Origin of the sequence: Collinsella sp. AF39-11AT (assembly GCF_003474585.1) — a bacterium.
Lineage (GTDB): Bacteria > Actinomycetota > Coriobacteriia > Coriobacteriales > Coriobacteriaceae > Collinsella.
The window spans coordinates 35,799-62,736 of sequence record NZ_QROG01000007.1; the positions used below are offsets into that span (position 1 = coordinate 35,799).

Here is a 26,938-nt window from a genome sequence, read left to right on the forward strand (position 1 = left end):
GAGTCCAAAGAGCATGGCAGACGCAGAGAGCAACCTCGTTCCCTCCGAAGCAGCCGACCAGGTCGAGGTCGCGCTCGAGGAGCAGGCCGCAGCCGACGACGGCATCCTGTACCTCAACGAGTACCAATACGAAAACGACCTCGTCACCGACTTCGCCCGCCTGGTCGCCTCGCCCAGGCGTCGCGGCTCGCTGTATGTCGCCGCGGCAATTGCCGCGCTCATCGGCATCGGCATGCTGGTGGCCGGCGGCAACTGGATCAAGTTTGGCGTCGTCTTGATCGTATTCGGCGCCTTTTTGGCCTGGTGGAGCAAAAACCTGCACCACACCCTCGCCCGCGACTTTATCGACGCCGTTGAGGCCGACGAGTCCATGGGTGGCCGCTATCGCCGCGTCGCCGCCAACGAGGACGGCCTGATGGTTTGGGGCACGAGCGGCAAGTCGCAGTTCTTCCCGTTTGAAAAGCTCGACCACGTGCTCGACGGCGAGCGCATCTTTGTGGCCATGTTCGCCGACCAGGGCGTGACGATCCCTAAGGACACCTTTGTCCGCGGCGATGCCGAGCAGTTCGGTCCCTTCCTTAAGACGCGCATCAACAAAAAACTCCGCATCGAGACCAAACGCAAGAAGATGAAGGCAGAAAAGGCCGCTGCCGAAGCAAAACAGGGCGACAAGCCCCAGGAGACCAAGGGCAAGCAGCGCAAGCAGAAGAAGAGCAAGAAGAAGCGGTAGGCCGGCCGACACCGAAGGCGCCTCGTCCCGCGCCCGATTCCGGGCCGGGGCGCCTGGAATCGGGCACGCGTACCGCCAATGGACCCGTTTTGCCTTGCTCTCGAGCTATTTCACTTCAAACCTTAAGAGCCTCCGCTCCGGCAGATCGGTCATCTTCATCGTGTAAGTCCCGGGAAATGCTTTCTCAAAACGGACGGTCTCGTAACCTTCGAAATAGTCGTTGGTGTTCTGCATCATAAATGGGACGAGCAACTCGTTTTCTGCCCCAACCTCCACGGCAAACGCAGCAGAGCCGCCAAGGACCGGCATGGCTTGCGTTATCAGATCGGTATTGACTACAAAATCATAGTTTGGCGCAGACTCCGGAACCAGATGCCAAACATACGCTTTGATTCCACCGTCGATATTATCCCTATTTCTGACACGCATCTTTACGGCGATAACGCACGTGATGTCGGCATCCTTCAGTCTCGTTTTCGTATCCACGGTGCCATATTTTGAATAATCGTCATGTGCTCGTTTGAGATACTCGCGCGGCGTGAGCAACTCTGCCCCGTCTATGCAAAACGAATACCCATCAGTCACCACATCCTTCGACCCCAGAAACGCTCCATCCATCGAGAGCCATTCGCCCTCCGCGTAATATTTCTCAGGAATGACCGTCCGGTTCCCGTTAACGACGCTCACCCTCATGCCCGCAAGGCCGGTAGCAGCACAGCAAAAAAGCGCGAGCGCCGATCTTCTCGTCCACAGGGTCTTCTTCATCGCGCTCACGACCTTTCCCGAACTTTCACAACGGCACCGTCGCGCATGCAGTAAACCCGATCGGCCAGTTCCTCGAGCACCTCTCCGTCATGGCTGGACAGAAGGACCTCACGACCCGTTGATGCCGCCATCGCCACAACGCGCTTGAGCATTTCAACGCCCGCTTCGTCGAGGGCATTCGTTGGCTCATCGAGAACAAGCAGCTTCGGCTTCTCCATAATTGCCGCAGCTATCCCCAGACGCTGCTTCATCCCAAGCGAGTATGCTCGGAACTTCTTTTTTTCGTCTGCATCGAGCCCCACGAGCCGCAGGGCAGAGCGAATGTCCTCGGGGGTGGCAACGCCCTTGATCTGAGCGATGAGCTTCAGATTGTCGTAGCCAGACAGATATCCCAAAAAGGAAGGCGCCTCGATCAACATCCCCAGACTCGGCGGGAACGAGATGTCCGCCCCAAGCCTTTGGCCATCGATAGAGATTTCGCCTTCGGTAGGCTTGATCAACCCGCAAACCGCTCGCATGAGCATGGTCTTACCCGAACCGTTTATCCCCTGAAGCCCGACCACAGTCCCAGGGTCAACCTCGATGGACACGTTGCGCAGGACATCGTTTTTACCCATGCGCTTCGATACGCCCCTTACGATCACACTCATATCTTGTCCCCCTTTTCTATAAGGTCGGCCCTTCGAAACCACAGTCCACCCAACGATAGGCATAACGACATAAGCCCAATTGATGACAAGACACTCGAGCCCGCCGCGATTCCCTCTTTGACAATTCCACCCCAGCGCAACAGCATCAAGGCGTTACCCAATAGCGCCCAATGTCGTGCATATGCCGAGCAGATCAGGTAGCTCATTAAAACCACAAACGAGACTGACGACCCAAGCACAAACCCAACCGCTGCCTGCGCAAACGCAAGCGCCTCAAAAGCAAATAAGAGACCTATGAAAAACGGCAGCGCATCTGCCTCGGCAGCTTTGAGAAACCACGGCGCCAAATTAGCCAGTTGAAGCGACTCACCATGAATGACCGCGCTGAACGAGGAGCTCACCACCAAGCTCCAAATCACAACAGAGCAAACCACCACGAGCAGTGAAAATGCCGTTACTGCCGCCACCAAGATAAAACGCGAGACCCACCAAAGGGTTCTTGCCCGGCATCGAACAAGCGCTTGCAAACCAAACCCGTGCAACGATTCGGTCGGATAGTCGAGTGTTGTATAGAGAATAAGCAGAATGAGAAATAGCCATCCTAGCGGAGGCACAAACATGACCCCGGGCCTAGGCTCAAACGGAGCAGATCCGGCAAACACGAGCGCAAGATTATCCGCAAACCCCAAGGTATCCGTTCTAACCCCATACACAGAAGACAATCCGTAGGCGTACACCAAGTTCGCAACGGTCACTGCCGCAATTGCAATAAAAGTGATGATGTTCTTCTTCAAAACGGTCCTCAGGTCCGCGGCGACCAGCCTAAACAGCATCAGACCACCTCGCGTCTTTTCCACGCCCCAGAAAAAGCCAACGAAGCAAGGGTCAATAATATGATTTCCGCAAAACCGGCTCGAATGTCTGGCCAGTTATTCAGCGATTCCGACCTGATGCTGTTGAGGATATTGCAGTTAAACCCCACACAAGCCATTACGCCGAAGATCCAGCCATTTGCAAAATGCCACGCAACCATTAGCAGATACGGGACAATTATCGCTTTGATTCTGCTACGAAACAAAATTGAGAAGCCAGTTACAGCCATGGATAAAGTCCCGAGCGTGACAGCATCGAACAGCGTGTATGCGAGCACATATGACAAAGGATGCGAATAAAATAGACCGGAGAAGTAGCTATGCAGGTAAAGTCCTACGTAAGTCGACTCATCGACCCGAGGAAGATACGCAGGAAAAAGCATCGAGACGATCAGGAAATTGACGAGCAGAGGAATGGCAGTCACTGTAAACGCGGAGAGGAAAGCAGACAGCATCTTTACGTTCACGTACGCCTTTCTGGAAACGCGCGTGCATATCTGCATGTCATAACCACTCAAACGCTCAAAGAGACACGACCAAGATCCAGCCAACATTGCAAGCAGGGGCAGTGCATAGAAAAACACCGACGCAGACAGTGGCGCGTTCGCGCTCACAACAATCCAGTTACCGAAGCTGCTTTCACGTGTTTGACCGAGATAATTTTCGGCTTGCACGCCAACGCCGTAACCAAAAGAAAGAAGGTTGTGACGCTCTTTTTCCAAATTTGCCCACGGCTCCAGCGCGGCAGCTATTGCAACTGCGACCGCAATCAAGAGAGCAAGGATAAAAGCTGGACGTCTAATCGTTTTCGACAGTTCGTATCTTGCGAGCTTTTGGTTCATACGTCCTCCTCCCCCTTCCGACCCAGAAAGCCGGAAGGGAGCCATTTCAAACAACTATGCGGGAAGCTTGTGGAAATGCCCGACGCAGTCGGGGCTCCATACACCAATAACAGTGCCGTAGCCAGACTCCGCCCATGCAGTCAGTCGCGCCGCAGATCGCCCGTTCTCACGGACGAGGTTATACATTTCCCACTGTCCCTTGTGATTCGAACGATACGTTCCCTGAGTACAATTCATGCTGCCGCTACCGCTTGTGTTATACGCACCGTCTGTATATAACCGAAGCGGATTTCCCGTATGGCCCTGGATATCCAGATAGAGCGATGAGGAATCATCCTTTTGACGGTAGCCAGTTGCACTCGTCCCGGCACATTGAAAACTAAATGCCTTATCGGCATTGTTCGTACAGGTCGTAATTCCCGTATCGGCGTTTTGAGTAATGCTGGAAACCTGAGAGGTGTCAAACTCCTCTTGTGCAAACGATGCAGCGGGAACCCCTAGGGACAGACCAGCTGCAATCACCAAGCCGACTCCGATTAGAGCAATAGCGCTCCTTGGCTTAATCATGGCCTTCTCCAATCAAAAGCGGTTAACAATGCGTCGACGCACGGCAACCTTCGCATGAATAGAGAAAAATGTCTGTAAACACCCGCTATTGAGTTGATTGCTCAGGCGTTTACACGTTATTTACCTGCGATAACAATAAAATTAGCTCCGCCTTATTCTTGATCTTCAACTGGCGGTAAGATGCAGACCGCAGCGCTTGCACCGTAGATGCAGCGTAACCGACATCCTCCGCAATGGCCTTTGTCGTTGCCCCCTCTGCCGTCATCAGCAAAATTTGCGACTGAACATCAGAAAGGGAGCGCGACGTAAGCAGGGCCAGCTGGCGCACGCGGGCCGTTTCGGTGGACCCGTTCGCCCGGTACTCCAAGACGGCCTTCTCGTCCTCAACCGAGCGGGCGAGCGCGATGTGCGCAACGAACATGGGCACAGACCAGCAAACAATCACCGTTGCCACGACGACATTGACAGCCGAACTTTGCCCCAACAACGACGCGAGGAACAACGGCTCGAAAACCGTCAGATCCTGCACCATATTGAGCAAGACAGCCCAAACAGGAGCCGTCGCCCCGAAGCAAAGCATCCATATCCCAAGCATTTTGCGCTGCGGACAGCTTCGCATCACTATATATGTGAGCAGCACCCCCGTCAGCACCGCAAGTCCATGGATTCGCCCCCTAGCGACCGCATAGATTAAGGCAACCATGCCCATTGACACCAACGGCACGATAGCCCGAGCATGGGCATGCACCTTAAACGGACGCAGCCCAACAGCGAGCGAAGCCGTAGACGCCACGCCGCAAAACAGGACCGGCACAGCCATCAACGGAACGCGTATGCACATCAATGCCGCGATATAGATAAAAGACCATTCCACAGCAGATAGCACCGCCCATACGTACGGGCTTCCGAGCCAAATCGCTTCACCCGCTCTATCCAGCGCAGCGCCACGATTCGCTTTTCCACCCGCGTAGCGTAGCGACAGAAGCAGTCCGAGACCCAATGCGTAGCTTAAGAGGGAAAAGGCGACAGCCCGCGAAACACCGGACCCCCAATCGCTATCCGCCATTACCAAGGGCCCCGCCGCAAGGAGGATAAAGAATAATGTGAGCAGGTATCGAAACAGCCGGCGCGTTCGAGCTGATGCCACTATATCGTCAGCATGCCGCTGCGGTAGCTCATGCCCTACAGTATCGCCCTCACCCGCAAACAGCGCCACGAGCTCGCGTGAGCCCGCAACCGACGCCTTCCCGTATGCTCGGTGAAGCGTTGTTCTCACCGTCGATGGCTTCGTATCCGTCTCCTTGGCAATTTCCGCCGGCGTTTTCCCTTTGAGCAGCAGTCGAACAAACTGCTCTTCTCTAGGCGACAGGGCAGGGGAAAACACCCCCGCATCGAATGTGTCGGACGCACAGGCGATATCCGAATTGTTGTCCCGTTTCCCCCTTAGCAACATGCATACGAAGGCAGCAGCGATAACGGACCCCATCGCCAGCAATGCAATGACCACGGCATCGCTTGCGAAGTATGCCGCCTCAACAGCCGGAATAAGACCAATAGGAACTGCTACGAGCACAGAACAGGCAAACACGTCGCGCCGCCCATGGCCAAAGGCACGAGGGCGGCAAAACGGCGGGGCCACAGTCAATGCGAGATAGACCAACGGAATTAAAAGCGCAAGGCCAATTGACGCGGCCGTTACAGGGGGCATCCCCCATGGCTCGGGAACGACTCTCCATGAAACTCGACAGCAAAACAGCAGGCAAGACATGACGGCTATTGTTTCTGTAAAAATCGCGTCCTGCGGGTGACGAGTTTCCCTTTCGTCAGTCCGTGTCGACCTCTGCGTCAAAGGAGAGTCCGCCGTGCCCCAAATAACATATGAGAGAAGCAGCGACCCAACAAAGCACGAGACACACGAAACGCCATGTAACAACCAAATCGGTGCAAACACGATTGGAATAGAGTCTCCGCGAGCATAGAAAGCCAGGTCGGCCCATTCGGGAACCGTTGCAATAACACCAAGGAAAACACCGATGGCACCGAGATGCCTCGGCCTTCTCATTCCCCCCTTGCATAGCGCAGCACCATGAACAAACGCCGCGAGGCATGCGCCCAGGATAACGAGCCAGGTCATTGCACCTGACGCTAGGCCGATTGAAGATGAAAACCGGTGATAAGGGGTGACCGCCATTACGACAAGCGCAATGGCGCAGGCAAATGTAGCAGAACGGCGGGAAAAGAGCATACGGCCTCCATAGCGTGTCATTATATCGCTCGAGCCGCTCGTTTATCTCTGTTCTCACACCAGCCAGCATCAATGATTCAGGCGAACTCCAATCCGCGCCAGATCACGGTCCGGCTTTTGTTCGCAGTCCCCACATCAAAGCGGGATGCGGTTTCCTTTTGGACGCCGGTTCGGAAAGCGCATCCCGTTCCAGGGCAATATTCTGGGATGCAGTTTCCGCAGCCCACCCCATTTGGAAAGCGCATCCCATAATTTGGCTGAAAACTGAGATGCGCTTTCCAAACGAGCCGAAACGGGCCGAATCGATCGGGCCACCTCGCATCCCGCTATCCTCGCCATCTGCCCGAGCGTGCTACACTAGCAGCATCTATGCCACCGCGAACGGCTCGGCCCCGCGCCCGCCGCTCGCAAACGAACTTTAAACGCACGAGGGTTGGCCATGCCGCTTTTCTCGCAACATACCGCCCGGTTCTCGCCGGACGTTCCTTTGGAGGGCACCAGCTCTCGCGAGCTGCTCAAGCGGTACCAGCCGCTCGAGACACTTGCGACCGGCGGTTTTGGCTCCATCGAGATCTGCCGCGACACGCACCTGCGCCGCCGCGTCGCCATTAAACGCATCCCCCTTATCAACGGTGCCGGCATGCCCGCTAGCGACATCATGGATGTCCTGCGCGAGGCGCACACTGCCGCCATGCTTCAACATCCCAACATCGTGCAGGTTATCGACTTTACGCACGACACAGCCTATGCCTACCTGGTTATGGAATATGTCGATGGCATGTCGCTGGCCGAGTTTTTGCACCGCGCGGACGGCCACTCACTTACCTTTGACGAGGCCGCGGCCATTGCCGATGCCCTGGGCCAGGCGCTCACCTTCGCCCACAGTAATGGCGTACTCCACCTGGACATTAAGCCCGCCAACGTGCTCATCGACCACTCGGGCAATGTAAAGCTCACCGACTTTGGCATGGCGCGGCTGTCGTCCGCCGGTGGCTTTGGCGGCTCACGCGGCGGCACCATCGGCTACATGCCGCCCGAGCAGCTCGATATCGAGACCGGCACGGTCGACGAGCGCGCCGATGTCTTTGCCCTCGCCTGTGTGATCTACGAGGGCCTGTGCGGCAGCGCTCCTTTTATGGCGGCCACGCCCGCCGACTCGCTCGGCCGCATCATCGGCGGCGCCACCTATCCCAGCGAGCTGATACCACACTTTCCCCCGGGAGCCGAGGCCGCGCTCATGAGCGCGCTCTCCCCCATGCCGCAGGACCGCCCCAACAGCATCGAGGCATTTTGCGACCAGCTCCTTGCCGGTCTGGGCAGCGTGCGCGAAGGCCGTCGCAGCCTGGAGCAAATGGTTGGCGAACTTTCGGATGACGAGCAGGAGCTCGACGATATCGAGCCGTCGCACTACGAGGACGACACCATCGAAGTCGACCCCGCACTCGGCTGGGCAGGCACGCGCTGGAGCCATGCGCGCGACTACGCCATGCACGCTATCTCGGCGCTAACGTGCGGCGCCTTTAGCTTTTTGCTGATGCAGACGGCCGGCGTCGCGGCGCTTCCCGGCCTGGTCATTGCGGCTATCGCGATCGGAGCGGCGGCCGGCCTGGCCCCCCAGATTGGCTCGGCCATCTCGGCTGTGGGCTTTTTGGTGCTCATGGCAAACGCCACCATGCAGGCACAGGGCGTCCTGTCGATGTTGCCCGTCGCGGTGATCTTTGCCGCCGCCATGTCCGGTTGGTGGATCGCCTGGGGTCGCACCGAGGCTGCCGCGAGCGCCGCACTCACCTGTGCACTCGCGCTTGGCTGTCTGACCGGCAATACCTTCCTGGCAGCTGGGGTCACCGCCGGCGTCGCGTCATTTTGGCTCGGCCCGGCAAGCGCCGCCGCGGCAACGGGCATGGGCGCACTTTTTGCCCGTCTGGCCACGGTCGCGCTTTCAGCCGGAGGCGTGCTGGGGCTCGGTAACGTTGCCGCAGCGCTGGGAGACCCACTCCTTTGGGCTGCCTTTGTGCTGGTAGCGGCAACTGCCGCGGCGTCATCTGCGCTGCTCAACGCCCATGCCAAGCGTGCCGATCAGGGCTCAAACCTTGCCGTAATCGCCGCCATCGCTGTCGCCGGCATCGGCTGCGCAGCGGCGTCCTGTCTTGCACACCATATGGAAATTGCCAGCCTTGCAGCCGCGGTCGTCGCCAAGGCGGCGGTTGCGGGAACCCTATCCTCTATAATCGTTGGGATATGCCTATATTTGCTCGGATACCAAAGAACCTATACGGAGAGTGATCTTTCGTGAACTTCCTGAACATCTTCGAGGACCACGTGGCCGGCATCTTCGGTGCCACCCGTGCCCCGTTCTCCTTTAAGAAGCTTGCCAAGCAGGCCGCTCGCGACATGGAGGATCAGACTCTGGTGATCAACGGCGTCAACACGGCGCCGGCACTCTATACCATCCTGATCGCCGCCGACGACGATCCCATGCTCGCCCCGTTCTACCCCGAGCTTTCGCGCGAGGTCCGCGAGTTTGTGAAGGCGCAGGCCGAAAAGCGCCGCTATGTCTTTGTCGGCGAGCCCCTCGTGCGCTTTATGATCGATCCGCAGCTGCGCGCCGGCAAGTTCTCGGTCTTTGCCGAGAACGTCGATGCCCCCACGCTCGGCCGCCTGTACGAAGAAGAGCGCGCCTATCAAAACGGTCTGGGCCAAAACAACTCCGCGGCAAGCCGTGCCGCCAGCGCCCCGCGCGCCGGCCAGCAGCAGTTTGCTGCCCCGCAGCAGCAGCGCCCCGCCGCCATGCCCCAGCAGCAGCCGACGCCTCGCGCCGCCGCTCCCGACCCGCTTGCCGTGGCAGACCCCTTCGCGCCTAGCGTCCCCGACCCCGCCGCAGCACCCATCCCGGTGCCGCAGACCGTCTCGCGCGACGCGCTTGCCGGCATGGGCGGAGCCGCCGCGACCGGTGCCGCCGTGGGCCTAGGCGCCGCAGCCGGCATCGCCTCCAACATGGCGAGCACTCGCGCCCCGCAGCGCCCGCTCGCCCAGCTCGTCGACGTCGTGAGCGGCGAGAGCCATAGCATCACCTCCGCACAGGTGACTATCGGTCGCGAGCGCTCGGTTTCCGATATTGCCCTGCGCGACCCCAACGTGTCGCGCCGCCACGCCCAGCTCACCTTTACGGGCTCGGATTGGTCGATCGAGGACCTCAATTCCACCAACGGCACGCTCGTCAACAACCGCCGCATTACGCGCTGCCCGCTGCGCAACGGCGATCTGCTGACGTTTGGCCTGAGCACCTTTGAATTTAGGGGATAGTCGCTTATGAACATCGATATCGTCCTTTTTGCAGGCCGCATCGTCCTGGTCGCCCTGCTCTATATCTTCCTGTTCGCCGTCATGAAGACCGGCGTGGGACTTGTGCGCGGACAGCGCCGCGACTCGGCTATCTGGACGATCGATGTGGACAAGGGCCCGCGCGGCATCCGTGGCATCCACGTAGACATGCTCGGCCCCGTCATCGTCGGTCGCTCGCCATCTTCGGACATCTGCATCAACGAACCGTTCGTCTCGGCCTCGCATGCGCGCTTTTCGCTGCAGGGCCCGGCGCTCATCATCGAGGACCTCAACTCGCTTAACGGCACGCTCGTCAACGGCCGCCAGCTCGTGGAGCCCGCGACGCTGCGTGAGGGCGACGAAGTCCAGATTGGCGACGTGGTCATGAAGGTGAACCGTCGATGATCGACGAGGAGAACAAGTCCGCAACTATGACCGAGGCACCGGCTGCCGCCACAGCTGCGCCGGCCCACGCCGCTCCGGCGGGCTCCGCACCCGTGGAACCCGAGGACACCGTGTTCTCCCTGCCTCTTTCGCATGTAACGCATGATATTTCGGATCTCGCCGATAACGAGGACGAAGAGGATGCCGTAGCGGCGCCCATCGGCGCACATGCTGCGGAACAGCCCACAGCGCCCGAAGCAACCCCGGCGCCGGCTCACTTTGCAGAGCCCGTCGCCGCGGCAATCAACGAGAGCGCTGCGGTGTTTGCGGCACCCGAGCCCGCCGCGCCGGCGTTTCCCATAGCCCCGGCATCCGAGGTTGCGCCCGCGTCTACGCCGGCGCCCGAGCCTATAGACGTCAGCCCGCAAGACGACGAGTCGACCGCCCGCGCGCCCGAGGAGCCCGGCTCCCCGGACACCGGCGATTCCGAATCAAACGCCGAGACCGACACCGTCTCTCCCGGTGACACAGCCGAGATCGACGTTGCCGCCGTTGAGACCAAGCTCAAAGACCCCGGCTCGACCATGAGCTTTGAGCCCCTGACCGAGGAGCGCATCGAGACCGACTCGACCTATGATGCCGGCACCACCACGCAACTCATGTGGGGCGCCCGCTCTGACGTTGGCTGCGTACGCCCGCACAATGAGGATTCCTACCTGGTGCAGTCGCCGCTCTTTTGCGTATGCGACGGCATGGGCGGTCACGCCGCCGGCGAGGTAGCCTCTTCCATTGCCGTCGAGACTATTGCCAAGACGGCCCCGCAGTCCGCCGACGCAGCACGCCTGGCCGCAGCCGTCGAGGCAGCCAACGCCGCCGTAATCGAGGCGGCCCTGAACGGCCTGGGCAAGCCCGGCATGGGCTGCACAGCCACTTGCGCCTATATCGAAAACGACACGCTCGCCATCGCCCACGTGGGTGACTCTCGCGCCTACCTGCTCCACGAGGGCACGCTCATCCGCGTGACCCGCGACCACTCCTACGTGGAGGAGCTCGTGGACGCCGGTGAGATTACGGCAGACGAGGCTCGCGTCCACCCCAACCGCTCGGTCATCACCCGTGCGCTGGGCTCGGACCCCGCCATGTATGCCGACCACTTCACTCTGCATATCGAGGAAGGCGACCGCCTGATCCTGTGCTCCGACGGCCTTTCGAGCATGATTCCCGATAGCGATATCGAGAACATCGCCACGCAGTCCTCAACCGCGCAAATCTGCGTCGACAACCTAGTGGACGCGGCGCTTGCCGCCGGCGGCCACGACAACGTGACCGTAGTAGTCGTTGACCTGGTTGACGATGGCGTTATGCGCGAGGCGCAACGCGTGCGTCGCCGCAACGTCACCATCGGCGTCGTCTTAGGTCTCGTCTTGGTGCTGGCGGCTGCCATCTGGGCCTACACGGGTGTCACCGGCTCGTACTACCTGGGTACCTACCAGGGCAATGTCGCCGTCTGGCGCGGCCTGCCCGGCAAGCCGCTCGGACTCAAGCTCCACTGGCTCGAAAGCGAAACCAGTATCAAGCTGTCCGACCTGCCCGAAGACACGCAAAACCGCCTCAAGGCGGGCATTCCGCAAACAAGTGTCGACGATGCGCAGGACACGATATCCAAGTACCGCCACCAGATCGACGAGGAGCAGACCCGCCAGGTGATCGACGCGCAAACGATTCGCGACAACACCGACCAGGGATCGACCTCCGAATCAGATTCCGAGAAAACCGCCGAACAGTCCGCCGAGGCCGAAGCCTCCGAAAAGAACTAGAAAGGGAGTGCCGCTTATGAGTCGCCGCAACACCGAGCTGCTCTTGCTCATCGCCTCGGCGTTCCCCGTCATCCTGCTGTATGCGATGTACGTCCTCACCGCGGGCGCTGCCATCTCCTTTGAGACGCTCGCCGTACCGATCGGCCTCTTTGCCGCCTTTGCCGCGGCCCACATTGCCGTGCGCATCTTGGCGCCCGGTGCCGACCCCGCCATCCTGCCCATTGTCTTTGTGCTTTCGGGCATCGGCATCACGTTCGTGACGCGTCTCGCCCCCGCTCTCGCCATCTCACAGCTCATCATCCTGTTTGTCTCGGTGGCCCTGATGGTGGGAACGCTCGCGTTGGTTAAGAACCTCGACGTAGTCATGCGCTACAAGTACACCTTTGGCATTATCGGCATCATTCTGTTGATGCTGCCTATCTTTATCGGCACCACGATCTCGGGCTCCAAGCTGTGGATTCGCATCGCGGGCTTTACCATCCAGCCCGGCGAGTTCGCCAAGGTCTTTATCGTGCTGTTCCTGGCCGGGTACCTGGCCGAGAACCGCGAGCTGCTCTCCATCTCCAACCGCAAGATCTTAGGTCTTAAGATCCCTCGCCTGCGACTGCTGCTGCCGCTGTTTGCCGTGTGGGGTGTGTGCCTGCTCGTCGTCGTCTTCGAACGCGATCTGGGTTCGGCCGTGCTGTTCTACACCATCTTCTTGCTGATGCTCTACGTTGCCACGGGACGATTCTCGTATGTCGTTATCGGCCTTGCGCTCTTAGCCGTTGGAGCCGTGGGCGCCTACAAGTTCCTGTCTCACGTTCAGGTGCGTTTCCAGGTTTGGGTCGATCCGTTTAAGGACGCCCAGGGCCAGGGCTACCAGATCGTCCAGTCGCTCTTCTCGCTTGCCGATGGCGGTCTGGTCGGTGTTGGTATCGGCAACGGCATGGCCAACAACATCCCTGTCGTCGAGTCCGACTTTATCTTCTCGGCCATCGGCGAGGAGATGGGCCTTTTGGGCGGCGGCGCCGTGCTCATCCTGTTTATGCTCTTTGCCGTGCGTGGCCTCACCACGGCTGCCCGCGCTAAATCCGACCTCGCCGCCTTTAGCGCCACGGGCCTTACGGCCGCCATCAGCTTCCAGGCCTTTTTAATCGTGGGCGGCGTTACCCGCCTGATCCCGCTGACCGGCGTCACCCTACCCTTTATGAGCCAGGGCGGTTCCTCGCTGCTGGCAAGCTTTATCATCGTCGCGCTCCTGCTGCGCGCCGGTGACGAAGCGACCGGACGCGAGGCCGAGCTTACCGGCACCGGCACTATGGCCGCCATCACCGATGATCAGGTCGCATCTGCCGCCGCCCCGACGGGCACGCGCTTTGCCACCTCGTCTTCCTACGGCAGCGGCAGCCATTCCGTCGGCTCGCGCATGCGCCGTCGCCTGCTCGACACGCCTGAATCCGGTGTGCTCGGCCGCGTTGCGCTCGCCAACCGTCTAACCCGTGCGGTGCTCGCCTTTACGGCGCTGTTCGCCATCCTTATCGGCAACCTCACCTATGTCCAGGTCATCAAGGCCAAGGACTATCAGGATATGCCGACCAACAACCACACTATCGCCCGCTCCAAGTACATCCAGCGCGGTTCCATCATCACGTCCGACGGCGTGACGCTGGCCGAGTCGCTGCAGCAGGAGGACGGCACCTACGTACGCTCCTACCCCAACGGCAACCTGGCAGCGCACGTGGTTGGCTACGTGAGCCAGCAGTATGGCACCACCGCCATCGAGAGTGTCATGAACGACACGCTCACCGGCTCTAAGGATTACTCCAGCTGGAACAACGCCATCGCGTCGCTCGCGGGCCAGACCCAGCCGGGCAACACCGCCAAGCTCACCATCGACTCGCGCATCCAGACGGCGGCCGAGCAGGCACTCAAGGGCTTTAAGGGCGCTGTAGTGGTCATCGACCCGCGTACCGGCGCGGTGCTCGCATGTGCCAGCTCGCCCACCTACGACAACACCAACATCGATGCCCTGCTGCAGACGGGCGGCGGCGAGGACGGCTCCATGTACAATCGCGCCATGGACGCGCTGTACACGCCGGGCTCAACGTTTAAGGTCGTTACGCTTTCCGCGGCACTCGAGACCGGTACCGCCAGCCTTACCAGCACCTACCAGGCGCCCGGCTCCATGGACATCGGCAACGCACCGGTCACCAACTATGCCAACGAGAGCTACGGCACCATCAGCCTGCAGCAGGCCTTTGCCGTGTCCTCCAACGTCGTCTTTGGCCAGGTGGCAAACGAAGTTGGCGCAAACACGCTCGTGCAGTTTGCCAACGCCTTTGGCTACGGCCAAAAGCTCGGCCAGGACCTGACCTCCGCGGCCTCCATCATGGCCGACCCGTCGCTCATGACCGAGTGGGAGACCGCCTGGGCCGGCGCCGGCCAGCCTGTCGGCATGGACCACACGCCCGGCCCGCAGACCACCGTCATGCAAAACGCCGTGATTGCCGCCGCCATCGCTAACAGCGGCGTAGTCATGGACCCGTACTTTGTAGCCCAGGTACTCGCCCCGGACGGAACCGTGGTCAAGACCACGCAGTCCCGCTCGCTGGGTCAGGCCGTCAGCTCCGCCACGGCCGACCAGGTCAAGCAGGCCATGCTTGCCGTCGTCCAGTCCGGCACCGGCACCGATGCCCAAATCCCCGGCGTCAAGGTCGCCGGCAAGACCGGCTCGGCCGAAACCGGCGGCACCAACGTCAACTCGATGTTCGTTGGCTTTGCACCTTACGATTCACCCACGGTCGCTATCTCGGTGGCCTTAGAGGATTACGACAAGCATGACGTCAAGGCCGCCAAGATCGCCGGCATCGTCCTGACCGCGGCGCTTGCCGCACAGGGAGCGTGATGCCCATGATCGAATCGGACACCCGAGGCGCGCCGCGGCCGAAGAGTTAGCGGCAACGCGCCACACGGCCCCAGCGGCCACATCGTAGGTACTACACACATCGTTGAGCGAATAGTTATGTTAGGAGCAGGAATGGAACAGAGGGTCCTCGGGGGAAGATACCTCCTCAAGGATAAGGTGGGAACAGGCGGCATGGCGACCGTCTACCGTGCACAGGACCAGGTCCTCGACCGCACGGTAGCCGTCAAGATCATGCTGCCGCAGTATGCTGGCGACGCAACCTTCGCCGCACGCTTTAAGCAGGAGGCCCAGGCAGCAGCCGGTCTCTCCTCCCCCTATATCGTGGGCGTCTACGATTGGGGCAAGGACGGCGACACCTATTACATCGTCATGGAGTACCTGCGCGGCACCGACCTTAAGAGCGGCATCAAGAGCCACGGCGCCCTCGACCCCAAGAAGGTCGCCCAGATCGGCTCGCAGATCAGCTCCGCGCTTTCGGTCGCCCACAAGCACGAGATCATCCACCGCGACATCAAGCCGCAGAACATCATGGTGCTGCCCGACGGCAACATCAAGGTGATGGACTTTGGCATCGCGCGCGCCAAGAACAGCCACCTCACGCAAGACAACAACGTGCTGGGAACCGCCCACTACGTCAGTCCCGAGCAGACCCGTGGTCAGGACCTCGGCCCCACCTCGGATATCTACTCGCTGGGCGTCGTGATGTACGAGTGCGCCACCGGCCGCGTGCCCTTTGACGGTGATGACGCCATCTCAGTCGCACTCAAGCAGGTCAACGAGCTGCCTATTCCGCCGAGCCAGATCAACTCCGGTGTCGACGCCGACCTTGAGCGTATCATCCTCAAGTGCATGGAGAAGGACCCGGCAAACCGCTTCCAGACCGCCGACGAGCTGCGTCAGGTGCTCAACAGCTACCTGTCGGGCCGTGCCGTCAACATCTCGGAGCCCACGCGCATCATCGGTGCACCCGGTGAACTGGGCGCCACCAAGACTCGCGAGCTTTCCGATCAGACGCGCGCCATGGTACGTCCCGTCTCGGGCGTGAGCGGCCAGAATACCGCCCGTAGCTCGGTTTCGGGCTCCACCGGCTCCTACGAGGTCGAAAAGCCCAAATCCAACAAGAACAAGATCATCGCCGCCGTGGTGGCAGCCGTTGCCGTCATCGGTATCGTGGTGGCCTTTGCCACAGGACTCTTTGGCGGCGAGCAGGTCACCGTGCCCGATGTGCTGGGCAAGGACCAGCAGACTGCCGTCGAGCAGATCAAGGAAGCCGGCCTCGAGGTCGGCACCATCGACCAAAGCTACAACGACGATATCGACGAGGGCAAGGTCGCCGAGCAGACGCCCAACGGCAAAACCAAGAAGGCCAAGGGCACCAAGGTGAACCTGGTAATCTCCAAGGGCCCAAAGCCCTCCGAGAAGGTTGAGGTTCCCCGGCTTGTCGGCCTGACCAAGGACCAGGCAGAAGCCGCGCTGGCAAGCGTTGGCCTGAAGGGCAACGCCACCGAGGAGGCCAACGAGGCCGACGAAGGCCAGGTCTTTGAGCAGGGCACCGACGCCGGTAAGGAAGTCGAGAAGGGCACGACCATCTCGTACAAGGTCTCGAGCGGCCCGGATACCACGTCCGTCCCCGACCTGACCGACATGACCGAGGCCCAGGCGCGCAACGCCCTCGATATGGCAGGCTTTGGCGTCGACGTGAGCTACCAGGAGAACGACTCGGTTACCGAGGGCACCGTGATCAGCTGGAACCCCAGCGGCAAGCAGAAGCCCGGCGCCACGATTACCGTCGTCATTGCCAAGAAGTCCGGCAAGGCCTCCGTCCCGGGCAACCTATACGGCAAGAGCATTTCCGCCGCCGTTACCGCGCTCAACAACGCCGGTTTCTATAACATTGGCTTCTGTGACCAGAACGGCAATCCCGTGAGCGGTAACGAGGATGCCACCGTTACGGGCGTCTCCCCCACCGGCAAGCAGTCCACCGACAGCACGATTACGCTGACGGTTGCGCTTTCTGGCTCGGGTTCGGGTTCGGGTACGGGCGGCGATTCCGGTACGACCAACTAGTCGCCACCCAACCGCTCATTACGGCTCTCGCCGCAAACATATTCGCTCACAGGCGCCCGCTTGCTCCCCCAGCAAGCGGGCGCTTCATTTTTGACATGGCATGAACCAGAAGAGCCCGGCACCGTAGCGGTACCGGGCTCGATATTCCTCTGGTGCCCCCGGGCGGATTCGAAAACTCCCCCCCGCGGGGAAATGAGTGACGCGGGTGTCGACGGTCCGAATCCTGCCCTTAGACCAGAAGAGCCCGGCACCGTGGTGGTACCGGGCTCGGCAAATCTCTGGTGCCCCCGGGCGGATTCGAACCGTCGACACCCGCTTTAGGAGAGCGGTGCTCTATCCCCTGAGCTACGGAGGCATGTTGTACTAGTGTAGCAGATTTACGCCGCTGTAATGCTACGTATAGCCACTCTTCGAAGTTGCGGTGGAACAGCCCTCCGGAAAGTGCGCCCCACTATCCAGGCAAATTCTGGGTCAGACTTTCCCCATGAGACCTAGCCGGGAAACTGTGTCCCAGAATTTCGGCTCGAAACGGGACACGGTTTCCCAAACGGGCCCGTTCCGGAAACTACATCCCGCAATCGGCGCTCGAACTGGGATGCACTTTCCCGATCGAGTCCCATGGGAAACTGCGCCCCGCTTTGGGGGCGCTCTTTAATGACTAGTTGCCTTTGTGGAAAAGGTTCTTGATGACGGAGGGGATGCTCTTGGCGCCCTTGGCCGTCACATCGATAAAGTCGGGCGAACGAACGAGCTTGTCCTCGTCAATGTACTTACGCACCGCGCGAAGCGTTTCCTTGTCATTGCGCGTCGAAAACGTAAAGTGGCCATTCTCTTTGGTAAAGATGGCAAAACGCGTAATCTTCTTGGTGCCGCGCAAAACCTCGGCGGCAATATAGTCGACCTCGTCCCACGGGATTTGGATATAATCCTCGGGATTACGCTCGTTATAGTACTCAAACGCCTTATTGCCCACCATCACGCTACCGTGGCTGGTAAGCCCCATCAGGCAGGTTGCCGGCGTTGCCAAATCGACCGTGCTGTTCTGAGATTGCGCCATACGCGCCTCGCCCTCCAATAAAAACAATCGGACCGCATCCAGTGTACCCACCGGGTGCGGTCCGTTTCAATGGCTCAAAAGCCCTTGCCTAGCAACTCTCGGTCTTAAGCCGAAGCGTGCTTACATGAAGCCGCAGACGCGACCGATGATGCCGACGGCGAAGAGAGCCAGGATGATGACGATCGGGCTGACCTTCTTCTTGAGGAGCTTGCAGACCAGAAGGGTCAGGCACACGGCGGCAAGGCCGGGGATGAGCTGATCGAGGTTGGCCTGAAGCGTGGTGACCTTCACCGGGTCGAGTGCGTTGGCACCGACAGAGCTGTACATCGTCAATGCCTGCTTGATGCCCTCAGAACCGGCGGGCAGGTTGGCCCAGTCGATATAGGCGCCAGCGGACTGCGTGACCTTGGAGACGATCGGGGTAAAGGAGATGGAAACCCAACGCTCGACCAGGGCGCCGATGATGAACATACCCAGGATGGAAGCACCCTCGGTGACCTTGCCCATCAGACCGCCGGAGAGGTCCTTGGCGATGGAGGAGCCGACCTTGTAGCCAAACTCCTGCGTGTACCACAGGAAGGCGTAACGGATGATGTTCCACGCGAAGAAGAACAGCAGCGGACCGGCGATGCTGCCGGACAGGGCCAGGGAAGCGCCCAGTGCGCCCAGAATCGGGCGAAGGGTGAACCAGAAGGCGGGGTCGCCGACGCCGGCGAGCGGGCCCATCATACCGACCTTGACGCCCTGAATGGCGACGTCGTCAATCGGAGCACCGTTGGCGCGCTCCTCCTCGAGGGCGAGGGTAACGCCAATGACGGGGGCGGAAACATAGGGGTGGGTGTTATAGAACTCCAGGTGGCGCTTAAGAGCGGCAATCTGGTCATCCTTGCTGGTGTAGAGCTTCTTGATCGCAGGGATCATTGCGAAGCACCAGCCGCCGTTCTGCATACGCTCGTAGTTCCACGAGCCCTGAAGGAACTGATGACGGAAGCAAACCTTCTTACGGTCAGCCTTGGTGAGCTGAATCTTGTTCTCTGCCATATGTATCACTCCCCTCCTACTCGTAATCGTTCAGAATGTCGCCGAGCGGGTCACCGGAGCCACCGCCCATGCCGCCACCCTGCTTGGCCAGATCCTTAAGGCCAAGGTAGATGAGGGCAAGGGAGATGCCGATGAGGCCAAGGGCGATCAGCGTGAGCTGAGGGATGGCAGCAAGGACAAAGCCGAGGATGAAGAACGGCCAGGTCTCCTTGGTGGCCATCATGTTGATGACCATGGCGTAACCGACGGAAGCGACCATGCCGCCGCCGACAGCCATGCCGCCGGACAGCCAATCGGGCATAGCGTTAAGCGCGTTGGTAACAGCCTCGGCCGGGATGATGCACAGAAGTACTGCCGGGATGGCGATACGAACACCCTGCATGAGGATGCCGGCGTACTGCCAACGCTCGATGCCGGCGAAGTCGCCCTTCTCGGCGCAGGCGTCCATGCCGTGAACCATAGCGGTAGCCAGGGTACGGCAGATCATGGTCAGGAACAGACCAGCGACCGACAGCGGGACGGCGACGGCGATAGCGGCGGTAACGGCCTTGGCCGAATCGGTGGCGCCACCGTTGAGGGCGAGCACCATGATGATCGAAGAAGCGACCGAGGCCAGAGCGGCGTCAGGCGCGACGGCGGCACCGACGTTAGCCCAGCCAAGGGCCATCATCTGGAGCGAACCGCCCAGGAGGATGCCCTCCTGAAGGTGACCGGTTACGAGACCGATAAGCGTGCATGCCACGAGCGGCTGATGGAACTGGAACTCATCCAGAATGCCTTCCATACCGGCAAGCAACGCGACAATCGCAACAAGCAGAATAGTGATTGCAGACATGTATCGGACCCTCCTTTACTATGCTTGAGCGGCCAGTTCGGCCTTAGCTTTCTTCAACATGGCGTCGAGATCCTCGGAGGAATCCGAAGGAACCTTGCGGACCTCGAACTTGACGCCCTTGGCCTTGAGAGCCTCGATGGTCTTGACGTCGTCATCGCCCATAGCGACAGCGTTAGTGACGACGACCTTGCCCTTGGAGTGGGCCATGGAACCGATGTTGGCTTCCTTGATGTCGACGCCGGCCTCGATGGCCCTGAGCAGATCCTGCGGGTTCTCGAACAGCAGCATCGCCTTGGTGTCGCCAAAGCGCGTGTCCTTGACGACCTCGGCCATCTTCTTGATGGGCACGACGTTGGCGTGGACTCCCGGAGGGGCAGCCTGCTCGATCATGGTCTTGCGGAGCTCGTCGTGAGCAACGCCGTCGGAGACCACGATGATGCGGTTGGGGTTGATCTGCTTGGTCCACGTGGTGGCCACCTGACCATGCAGCAGACGCGTGTCGATACGGACGTGGGCGATCTTAATGTGCCCGTCGCCGATCACCGTTCCCGGAGGAATGGCACCCGCAGGAGCAGCGGCGGCCGCAGCCGGCTTCTTCTCCTCGGGCTCCAGAGACTCGGGCTTGACGCGCACGCCGGCCTTAGCCTCAGTCACGAGATGTTTTGCGATCGCATGTGCAGTGTTCTTTGCGTCAAAGCGCTGCGAATATGCCTCGATGAGCATAGGCAGGTTGACACCGGTGACGATAGCCCAGGAATCGTGGCCCTCGATGAGCCCGCTGATCTGGTTGAACGGCGTGCCGCCCCACAGATCAACGAGGAAGAGCACCTGCTCCTGGTCCTCGAAGGAAGCGATTGCTTCCTCGACCTTGGCACGGAAGTCGTCGGGGCCCATGCTCGGCTCGAGCGAGACCACGGCAACAGACGGCTGATCGCCAAAGACCATCGAGCCCGTCTGCTTGATTCCAGCCGCCAAGTCACCATGGCTAGCAAGAACAATACTTACCATCACATAACCTCCTTTTTGTCTACGTATTTCCTACACGACAATAAAGGAGTATACCTGTTCGCCTTGTGGATTTATAGCTAAATTCGCAAACGGTTGCATTATTTGTTTAAACGTCTAAGTTTGTTACAAATTGATTACGTTGCTGATTTACAGCTCATTGCCTACTAAAACGTGATTTCCCAATTACTTTCACAGATATATACAGACACTCTGTTCATTAACGCCGCTTTTAGGTTAATCCCAATGCGCCTGCGTGCCGCTATTTTGTTTAAACAGACATAACTTGACTAATTGTATAACTTATGCTCTAGCGCAAGTAGTCGTTGGGGACGTTCTTAAACGACTAGTCAAACAAGAACGTCCCCAACGACTAGGGGCTAGACGATGTGGAGAGGGTTAGCGGCGTCGACGGCGTCGGGGGCGTCAGAAGGGCCGCCGGGGGCAGCGTCTGCCGGATCCTCGTCGGGGGTCTCGATCTGCTTGATCATGACCTCTTGGCCCTGGAGCAAATAGGTATCGCCACTGCCGCAATGGGGGCAGGTCTTGCCGTGCTCGACTGTCGCATAGTCGCGGCCGCACGCCTCGCAATGCGTCACGGCCTCGACGGGCTCCACGATAAGCTCCGCGCCCTGCGTGATGGACTTTTTATCTGCCGCCCAGCGCCAAGCGTCGAGCAGCAAGTCGGGAACGACGCCCGAGACCTCGCCCAGCAGCAGCGTGACGCTCGAAACGCGACGCACGCCATTGGCGCGCGCCACGTTCTCAACATCGCGAATAATGTGATAAACGATTCCCAATTCATGCAAGGTAGAAACCTTTCAACAACGGTTGATGCGATGCAAACTCAAAGCAAGGGGACGGCGAAATCTAGTCTGCGCCGTCCCCTTACCCGCCATGGTTACCTATTTACGACCGAACTTGATTTTGATTGCACGCTTTAAAGCATACTTGCCAAGGCTCGGGAGCTTTTGCTCGTATTTGACCATCGTGGAGCACTCGGGGCGATCGCGATCCAGATGGATGGCATCGAACGCGCACTTGGTGGTGCACAGGCCGCAGCCGATGCACTTGTTGGGGTCGACGATTGAGGCACCGCAGCCAAGGCAACGGGCGGTCTCGGCGCGCACCTGCTCTTCGGTAAAGGTCTCGACGTACTCGCTGAAGGGCGCGGCCTTCTCGCGCTCGTGGTCCACGTGGGCAACCTCACGGCTCGCGTTGTCATAGCTCTCGATCACGACATCGTCGCGGCCGAGCGCGGCGTAGCGGCGCTGGTTGCGGCCGATGGTGAGCGTGGAGCCCGGCTGCACAAAGCGATGGATGGACACGGCGGCCTCGTGACCGGCGGCGATGGCATCGATGGCAAAGCTCGGACCGGTATAGACGTCGCCGCCCACAAAGATGTCGGGTTCGGCGGTCTGGTAGGTCTGGGGATCGGCAAGGGCGCCCTGACCACGGCCAAGCTCCACCTTGGAGCCAGCCAGCAGGTCGCCCCACACGATGGACTGGCCGATGGACATGACCACGCGGTCGGCATCGACGCGGCGCAGGTCGTTCTCGTCGTACTCGGGCGCAAAACGGCCCTCGTCATCGTAGACGCGCGTGCAGCGCTTAAAGGTGATGCCGCACACACGGCCGGCCTCGTCCAGATGGACCTCCTTGGGGCCCCAACCGCAACTGATGTGTGCGCCGTCCTCGATGGCCTCGCGACGCTCTTCCTCGCTGGCGGGCATCTGTGCCTCGCTCTCCAGGCAGAACATCTCAACATGCTCGGAACCCAGACGGCAGGCGTTGCGGGCAACGTCGATGGCCACGTTGCCGCCGCCCACCACGATGGTGCGGCCGGGCAGCGCATCGATCTTGCCGCTGTTGACCTCGCGCAAAAAGTCGACGGCCACGGTCACGTCCTCGGCGTCCTCGCCCGGAATGCCGGCAAGGCGGCCGCCCTGGCAGCCAATGGCAACGTAGAAGGCCTTGAAGCCCTGCGCGCGCAGCTCGTCGAGCGTCACGTCTCGACCGACTTCCACGCCATAGCGGAACTCGGCACCCATCAGGCGAATGACCTCGACCTCGGCCTCAATGACGTCCTTCTGCAGCTTAAAGCTGGGAATGCCGTAGGTGAGCATGCCGCCCGGGCGCTCGTTTTTCTCGAACACGACGGGCTTGTAGCCCTTCTCGGCCAGATAAAAAGCGCAGGACAGGCCGGCCGGACCGGCACCGATGATGGCAATCTTCTGATCGAAGCCGCCGGCACGCGTCGGGGTCACCACAGGTGGGACATAGCGGGTCGCGGCATCCAGATCGCGCTGGGCGATAAACTTCTTGACCTCGTCGATAGCCACGGCGGCGTCCACACGGCCGCGGGTGCAGGCATCCTCACAGCGGCGGTTGCACACACGGCCGCAGATAGCGGGCAGCGGGTTCTCGCGCTTGATGAGCGCCAGGGCCTCGTCATAGCGACCCTGAGCCGCGAGCTTCAAATAGCCCTGAACGGCAACATGCGCGGGGCAAGCTGTCTTGCAGGGCGCGGTGCCGGACTCATGCGTCTCGATGCGGTTGTCGTTGCGGTAGTTGGGCGACCACTTGGTGTGGTCCCACTTGGTGGCATCGGGCAGCTCCTGGCGCGGATACTCGGGCACCTGTCCGCCCGCCTTTTTGCTGCAGAGCTTCTGGCCCAGCTTGGCGGCACCGGCCGGGCACACCTCAACGCAGCGACCGCAGGCCACGCACTTGTCCTTCTCGACCTTGGCGACATAGGCCGAGCGCGACAGGTTAGGCGTGTTGAACAGCTGCGAGGTGCGCAGGGCGTAGCACACGTTAACGTTGCAGTTGCAGATAGCGAAAATCTTGTTCTCGCCGTCAATGTTGGTGATCTGGTGCACAAAGCCGTTGTCCTCGGCCTGGCGCAGGATGTCGTAAACCTCGTCGCGGGTCACGTAATGGCCACGGTCGGTCTCGACCACGTAGTCGGCCATATCGCCCACAGCGATGCACCAGTCGGCCGGATCGTCGGCGCAGCCTTCGCCCATCACGCGGCGGCTCGCGCGGCAGCTGCAGGTGCTGGCGGCATACTTGCCCTCGTATTTGTCAAGCCAGTGCTCGATATGCTCGATCGGCACCGAGGTGCTCGCGGCATCGATGGCCTTCTCGACCGGAATGACATGCATGCCGATGCCGGCACCGCCGGGCGGTACCATCGGCGTGGCCTTGGACAGCGGTCCCTTGGACGCCTGCTCAAAGAACTTGGCATAGACCGGATGCTCCTCGAGCTGGCTCACGCGCATGTTGAGGAACTCGGCGGAACCCGGCACCAGCATGGGCAGCACCCACTGCTTGGCGCGCTGGGGGTTTTCCCAGTTGTACTCGAGCAGGCCCGTGTAGCTCATGTCGTCGAGCATCTTCTCGATATCAGCCTCGGGCATGCCGGTGAGCTTGACCATCTCGGGCAGCGTATAGGGACGGCGCATCTTCATCTTGCAGAGCGCTTCGGCCTGCTCGTCGGTTGCGGCCTCGGCAAACGACCAGTACTCGTAGCCCAGCAGCTCGTCGCGGTGCAACAGGCGGTTGGTGCAATGCTCGCACAGTTTGACGATGGCCTCGCGCGGATGCTCCGGTATCGGCGGCACGAACTCCGCACCGATATCGGGCTCGGTATAGCTAATTCCCGGTCCGTTGAGAATCATGGTTGTCCCTTCTCTTGCCGCAGCCCGGCGAGGCCGCAGCGCCCCTCTTTGTACGGGCCCGACATGCCCCCATGCCGTTCACCCGCTATTGTTGACATTGTGTCAAAAACAGTATTGACGAATCGTCAACAATATTCAAGACTGTTAGGCGAACGGTCAGGCCCAAACGGATGAAAGGCGGCAAACGCATGAGCGATGGCATAGCAAACATCTCTGTGGTCGACGCCGTCCCCGCGCCTGACAGCGCGGCAAAACGCCTGACGGGCGACGAGCGCCGTCGCGAGATCCTCGCCGCTGTGCGCGCCGTGAGCGCCGAGCTTGGTGTGTCCCATCTTTCCGTATCGGCCGTGACCAAGCGGGCTGGCTGCACGCGCTCGCTGTTCTACCACTACTTTGCCGATATGGATGCCGCCGTCACTGCCGTTATGGACGAGGCGATCGACGGCTTTATCGCCGAGCTCGAGCAGTGGAACGCCAGCCGCACGGTTGGCGACATCGAAGGCGCACTCGACACCGTCGCTCCGCTCTTTAAGCGCCTGGTCGTGAGCGGCCACGAGTTGCCGAGCACGCTCACCTCGAGCAGCGGCGCGCTCTACGGCGGCTTTTTGCACAACGTGGTCCAGCGCGTGGCGCAGTATATCTGCGATACCACCGTGGTGGATTTTGTCGCCCATCATGAGCTACGCATCGACCATGTCTACGAGACGTTCTACACCCTCATCATGGGGTTGTTGATGTATATCCGCACGCACCCCGATGTGCCCGTCGAGACGGTCAAGGAAATCATCGCCTCGACACTCCATATCGAGGGCTATACCGCCAAGTATCCGGAGCGCAAGCCCCAGAACTGACGACATTTGGCCAAACTGCCCGCGATCAGAAGAGGGGCCGCGGGCTTGTGAAAGGAGAGCAGCATGCTGTTCGATGTTTGGGGTAGCGATACCCTTATCCACTGGGCCGGCTGGGCCATGGTCTTTATTGGCCTCATCGTGCTCAACGAGGTCGGCCGCCGCACCAAGCTGGGCGCGGCAATCATCTTTGGCGTGGCTCCGCTGGCCATGACCATCTACTGCGTCGCCATCGCCGTCGGCGTTTCGCAGGGTGCCGAGTGGGCGCTCACCAACCCCACCCATGTGTACCAGAACAGCTGGTTCCACTACGCCAAGGTGTACGCGGCGCTGGCCGGTTGCTGGGGCTTCATCGCCATTAAGTACCAGTGGGGAAAGATCGGCAAGGCGCACTGGTTCCGCGCGTGGCCGTTTGTGATCGTCGCCATCAACATCATGATCGCCGTCGTGTCCGACTTCGAGAGCGCCTATCACTTCTTTGTCCTGGGCCAGTCCACCTGGGTCACCTCCGAGGGCGCCACGCAACTGGCCGGCTGGAACAACGTGTTCAACGGCATCGCCGGTATCATCAACATCTTCTGCATGACCGGTTGGTGGAGCGTCTACGCCTCCGAGGATCAGACCGATATGCTGTGGCCCGACATGACCTGGGTCTACATCATCGCCTACGATATCTGGAACTTCTGCTACACCTACAACTGCCTGCCCACCCACTCCTGGTTCTGCGGCTTTGCGCTCCTGCTGGCGCCCACCGTCGCCGCCTTTATCTGGAACAAGGGCGGCTGGATTCAGAACCGCGCCTTTACGCTGGCCATTTGGTGCATGTTTGCCCAGGTGTTCCCCTACTTCCAGGAGGAGTCCATCTTTGTGACCCACTCCACGCTCGACCCCGGCGCCGCTACCGCGGTCTCGATCGCTGCGCTGATCGCCAACGTCGCCGCAATCATCTACATCGCCTACCGCGCCAAGAAGCTCGGCCGCAATCCCTACAAGCAGGATGTCTTTGAGGGCACCAGCGATTGGGAGAAGGCCACCGCTCGCCGCGCCAAGGTTGATTACGCGCACGCCGAGTAACGTGTTTATTCCGCCCACATTTGGATGTAGGCAAACTTAGCCGACGCCGCAATCGCGCGTCATGCGCAGCCCCGGAAAGCGATTCGCCCGCTTTCCGGGGCTTTTTGTTGTTGCGCGCATTCACGCACATATGCAAAACCTCTCTCACAGATAAAATCAGATTTCCAACCGACTGACAGCCCTATGTGACCCCAATTTTGGGTACATTGTTGTCCCGATATTGAGCT

At 60.3% G+C, this 26,938-nt stretch carries 21 protein-coding genes and 1 tRNA gene; 9 read left to right on the forward strand and 13 right to left on the reverse strand.

What is annotated here, in order from left to right; translation table 11 throughout:
• Positions 1-13 precede the first annotated feature (13 nt).
• Positions 14-730, forward strand: coding sequence for a hypothetical protein (locus tag DW037_RS04300; protein WP_117776365.1), 717 nt, complete (start codon positions 14-16; stop codon positions 728-730).
• A 105-nt stretch (positions 731-835) separates the two neighbouring features.
• Here the strand turns inward: DW037_RS04300 and DW037_RS04305 are convergent, their stop codons facing one another.
• The 6 genes from DW037_RS04305 to DW037_RS04330 all read right to left on the reverse strand — a co-directional run bounded on the left by DW037_RS04305 (position 836) and on the right by DW037_RS04330 (position 6,671).
• Positions 836-1,495, reverse strand: a complete 660-nt coding sequence (locus DW037_RS04305; protein WP_117773741.1) for a DUF5028 domain-containing protein — start codon at positions 1,493-1,495, stop codon at positions 836-838.
• Between the two features lie 5 nt (positions 1,496-1,500).
• A complete protein-coding gene (locus DW037_RS04310; protein ID WP_089573263.1) occupies positions 1,501-2,145 on the reverse strand; it encodes an ATP-binding cassette domain-containing protein in 645 nt (214 codons plus the stop codon).
• Positions 2,142-2,939: a hypothetical protein gene (locus DW037_RS04315; RefSeq protein WP_147326479.1), complete on the reverse strand. Its 798-nt coding sequence runs from the start codon at positions 2,937-2,939 to the stop codon at positions 2,142-2,144. Before DW037_RS04315 ends, DW037_RS04310 begins: the two co-directional genes overlap by 4 nt.
• A gap of 38 nt (positions 2,940-2,977) precedes the next feature.
• Complete coding sequence (locus tag DW037_RS04320; RefSeq protein ID WP_089573265.1) at positions 2,978-3,859, reverse strand: hypothetical protein; 882 nt, start codon at positions 3,857-3,859, stop codon at positions 2,978-2,980.
• 54 nt (positions 3,860-3,913) lie between these two features.
• On the reverse strand, positions 3,914-4,426 hold the full coding sequence (locus DW037_RS04325) for a hypothetical protein (protein ID WP_118372885.1): 513 nt from the start codon (positions 4,424-4,426) through the stop codon (positions 3,914-3,916).
• Between the two features lie 109 nt (positions 4,427-4,535).
• Positions 4,536-6,671 carry a LuxR C-terminal-related transcriptional regulator gene (locus tag DW037_RS04330; protein ID WP_158571934.1) on the reverse strand — a complete coding sequence of 712 codons (2,136 nt, stop codon included), beginning with the start codon at positions 6,669-6,671 and terminating at the stop codon, positions 4,536-4,538.
• A gap of 439 nt (positions 6,672-7,110) precedes the next feature.
• Here DW037_RS04330 and DW037_RS04335 point away from each other — a divergent pair, with 439 nt between their 5' ends.
• The 6 genes from DW037_RS04335 (at position 7,111) to pknB (ending at position 17,168) form a co-directional block, all read left to right on the forward strand.
• Positions 7,111-8,964 (forward strand): serine/threonine-protein kinase, encoded by a 1,854-nt coding sequence (locus tag DW037_RS04335; protein WP_117584196.1) that lies wholly within the window; start codon positions 7,111-7,113, stop codon positions 8,962-8,964.
• Complete coding sequence (locus DW037_RS04340; protein WP_035136732.1) at positions 8,961-9,974, forward strand: FhaA domain-containing protein; 1,014 nt, start codon at positions 8,961-8,963, stop codon at positions 9,972-9,974. Before DW037_RS04335 ends, DW037_RS04340 begins: the two co-directional genes overlap by 4 nt.
• A 6-nt stretch (positions 9,975-9,980) precedes the next feature.
• Positions 9,981-10,397, forward strand: coding sequence for an FHA domain-containing protein (locus DW037_RS04345; RefSeq protein ID WP_006235180.1), 417 nt, complete (start codon positions 9,981-9,983; stop codon positions 10,395-10,397).
• The gene (locus DW037_RS04350) at positions 10,394-12,193 is read left to right on the forward strand and encodes a Stp1/IreP family PP2C-type Ser/Thr phosphatase (protein WP_117584198.1); all 1,800 of its coding nucleotides are present in this window, start codon (positions 10,394-10,396) and stop codon (positions 12,191-12,193) included. The genes DW037_RS04345 and DW037_RS04350 overlap by 4 nt, the downstream gene beginning before the upstream one ends.
• A 16-nt stretch (positions 12,194-12,209) precedes the next feature.
• Positions 12,210-15,080 (forward strand): FtsW/RodA/SpoVE family cell cycle protein, encoded by a 2,871-nt coding sequence (locus tag DW037_RS04355; protein ID WP_118372887.1) that lies wholly within the window; start codon positions 12,210-12,212, stop codon positions 15,078-15,080.
• A 132-nt stretch (positions 15,081-15,212) separates the two neighbouring features.
• Entirely contained in the window at positions 15,213-17,168 is a 1,956-nt protein-coding gene (gene pknB, locus DW037_RS04360) for a Stk1 family PASTA domain-containing Ser/Thr kinase (protein ID WP_118372888.1), read from the forward strand.
• A 279-nt stretch (positions 17,169-17,447) separates the two neighbouring features.
• Here pknB and DW037_RS04365 read toward each other — a convergent pair.
• The 7 genes from DW037_RS04365 to DW037_RS04395 all read right to left on the reverse strand — a co-directional run bounded on the left by DW037_RS04365 (position 17,448) and on the right by DW037_RS04395 (position 24,789).
• Positions 17,448-17,523: transfer RNA gene (locus DW037_RS04365), tRNA-Arg, on the reverse strand.
• A gap of 303 nt (positions 17,524-17,826) precedes the next feature.
• Positions 17,827-18,225, reverse strand: a complete 399-nt coding sequence (locus tag DW037_RS04370; protein ID WP_118372889.1) for a DUF956 family protein — start codon at positions 18,223-18,225, stop codon at positions 17,827-17,829.
• A 120-nt stretch (positions 18,226-18,345) separates the two neighbouring features.
• Entirely contained in the window at positions 18,346-19,266 is a 921-nt protein-coding gene (locus tag DW037_RS04375; protein WP_118372890.1) for a PTS system mannose/fructose/sorbose family transporter subunit IID, read from the reverse strand.
• A 16-nt stretch (positions 19,267-19,282) separates the two neighbouring features.
• A complete protein-coding gene (locus tag DW037_RS04380) occupies positions 19,283-20,101 on the reverse strand; it encodes a PTS mannose/fructose/sorbose transporter subunit IIC (RefSeq protein ID WP_089573274.1) in 819 nt (272 codons plus the stop codon).
• Between the two features lie 18 nt (positions 20,102-20,119).
• Positions 20,120-21,109, reverse strand: a complete 990-nt coding sequence (locus tag DW037_RS04385; RefSeq protein WP_089573275.1) for a PTS sugar transporter subunit IIB — start codon at positions 21,107-21,109, stop codon at positions 20,120-20,122.
• Positions 21,110-21,486: 377 nt separating this feature from the next.
• Complete coding sequence (locus DW037_RS04390) at positions 21,487-21,915, reverse strand: hydrogenase maturation nickel metallochaperone HypA (protein WP_117736762.1); 429 nt, start codon at positions 21,913-21,915, stop codon at positions 21,487-21,489.
• 96 nt (positions 21,916-22,011) lie between these two features.
• Complete coding sequence (locus DW037_RS04395; protein ID WP_199578310.1) at positions 22,012-24,789, reverse strand: FAD-dependent oxidoreductase; 2,778 nt, start codon at positions 24,787-24,789, stop codon at positions 22,012-22,014.
• Between the two features lie 188 nt (positions 24,790-24,977).
• Here DW037_RS04395 and DW037_RS04400 point away from each other — a divergent pair, with 188 nt between their 5' ends.
• Complete coding sequence (locus DW037_RS04400; RefSeq protein WP_118372891.1) at positions 24,978-25,640, forward strand: TetR/AcrR family transcriptional regulator; 663 nt, start codon at positions 24,978-24,980, stop codon at positions 25,638-25,640.
• Between the two features lie 63 nt (positions 25,641-25,703).
• Positions 25,704-26,711, forward strand: coding sequence for a DUF5692 family protein (locus DW037_RS04405; RefSeq protein ID WP_118372892.1), 1,008 nt, complete (start codon positions 25,704-25,706; stop codon positions 26,709-26,711).
• The last annotated feature ends 227 nt before the right edge of the window (positions 26,712-26,938 follow it).

Coding starts and splice junctions, on each gene's coding strand:
- DW037_RS04320 (WP_089573265.1), bottom strand. CDS start 3,859: ATGAACCAAAAGCTCGCAAGATACGAACTGTCGAAAACGATTAGACGT.
- DW037_RS04335 (WP_117584196.1), top strand. CDS start 7,111: ATGCCGCTTTTCTCGCAACATACCGCCCGGTTCTCGCCGGACGTTCCT.
- DW037_RS04345 (WP_006235180.1), top strand. CDS start 9,981: ATGAACATCGATATCGTCCTTTTTGCAGGCCGCATCGTCCTGGTCGCC.
- DW037_RS04305 (WP_117773741.1), bottom strand. CDS start 1,495: ATGAAGAAGACCCTGTGGACGAGAAGATCGGCGCTCGCGCTTTTTTGC.
- DW037_RS04370 (WP_118372889.1), bottom strand. CDS start 18,225: ATGGCGCAATCTCAGAACAGCACGGTCGATTTGGCAACGCCGGCAACC.
- DW037_RS04385 (WP_089573275.1), bottom strand. CDS start 21,109: ATGGTAAGTATTGTTCTTGCTAGCCATGGTGACTTGGCGGCTGGAATC.
- DW037_RS04400 (WP_118372891.1), top strand. CDS start 24,978: ATGAGCGATGGCATAGCAAACATCTCTGTGGTCGACGCCGTCCCCGCG.
- DW037_RS04395 (WP_199578310.1), bottom strand. CDS start 24,789: ATGATTCTCAACGGACCGGGAATTAGCTATACCGAGCCCGATATCGGT.
- pknB (WP_118372888.1), top strand. CDS start 15,213: ATGGAACAGAGGGTCCTCGGGGGAAGATACCTCCTCAAGGATAAGGTG.
- DW037_RS04330 (WP_158571934.1), bottom strand. CDS start 6,671: ATGCTCTTTTCCCGCCGTTCTGCTACATTTGCCTGCGCCATTGCGCTT.
- DW037_RS04405 (WP_118372892.1), top strand. CDS start 25,704: ATGCTGTTCGATGTTTGGGGTAGCGATACCCTTATCCACTGGGCCGGC.
- DW037_RS04350 (WP_117584198.1), top strand. CDS start 10,394: ATGATCGACGAGGAGAACAAGTCCGCAACTATGACCGAGGCACCGGCT.
- DW037_RS04355 (WP_118372887.1), top strand. CDS start 12,210: ATGAGTCGCCGCAACACCGAGCTGCTCTTGCTCATCGCCTCGGCGTTC.
- DW037_RS04300 (WP_117776365.1), top strand. CDS start 14: ATGGCAGACGCAGAGAGCAACCTCGTTCCCTCCGAAGCAGCCGACCAG.
- DW037_RS04325 (WP_118372885.1), bottom strand. CDS start 4,426: ATGATTAAGCCAAGGAGCGCTATTGCTCTAATCGGAGTCGGCTTGGTG.
- DW037_RS04375 (WP_118372890.1), bottom strand. CDS start 19,266: ATGGCAGAGAACAAGATTCAGCTCACCAAGGCTGACCGTAAGAAGGTT.
- DW037_RS04380 (WP_089573274.1), bottom strand. CDS start 20,101: ATGTCTGCAATCACTATTCTGCTTGTTGCGATTGTCGCGTTGCTTGCC.
- DW037_RS04310 (WP_089573263.1), bottom strand. CDS start 2,145: ATGAGTGTGATCGTAAGGGGCGTATCGAAGCGCATGGGTAAAAACGAT.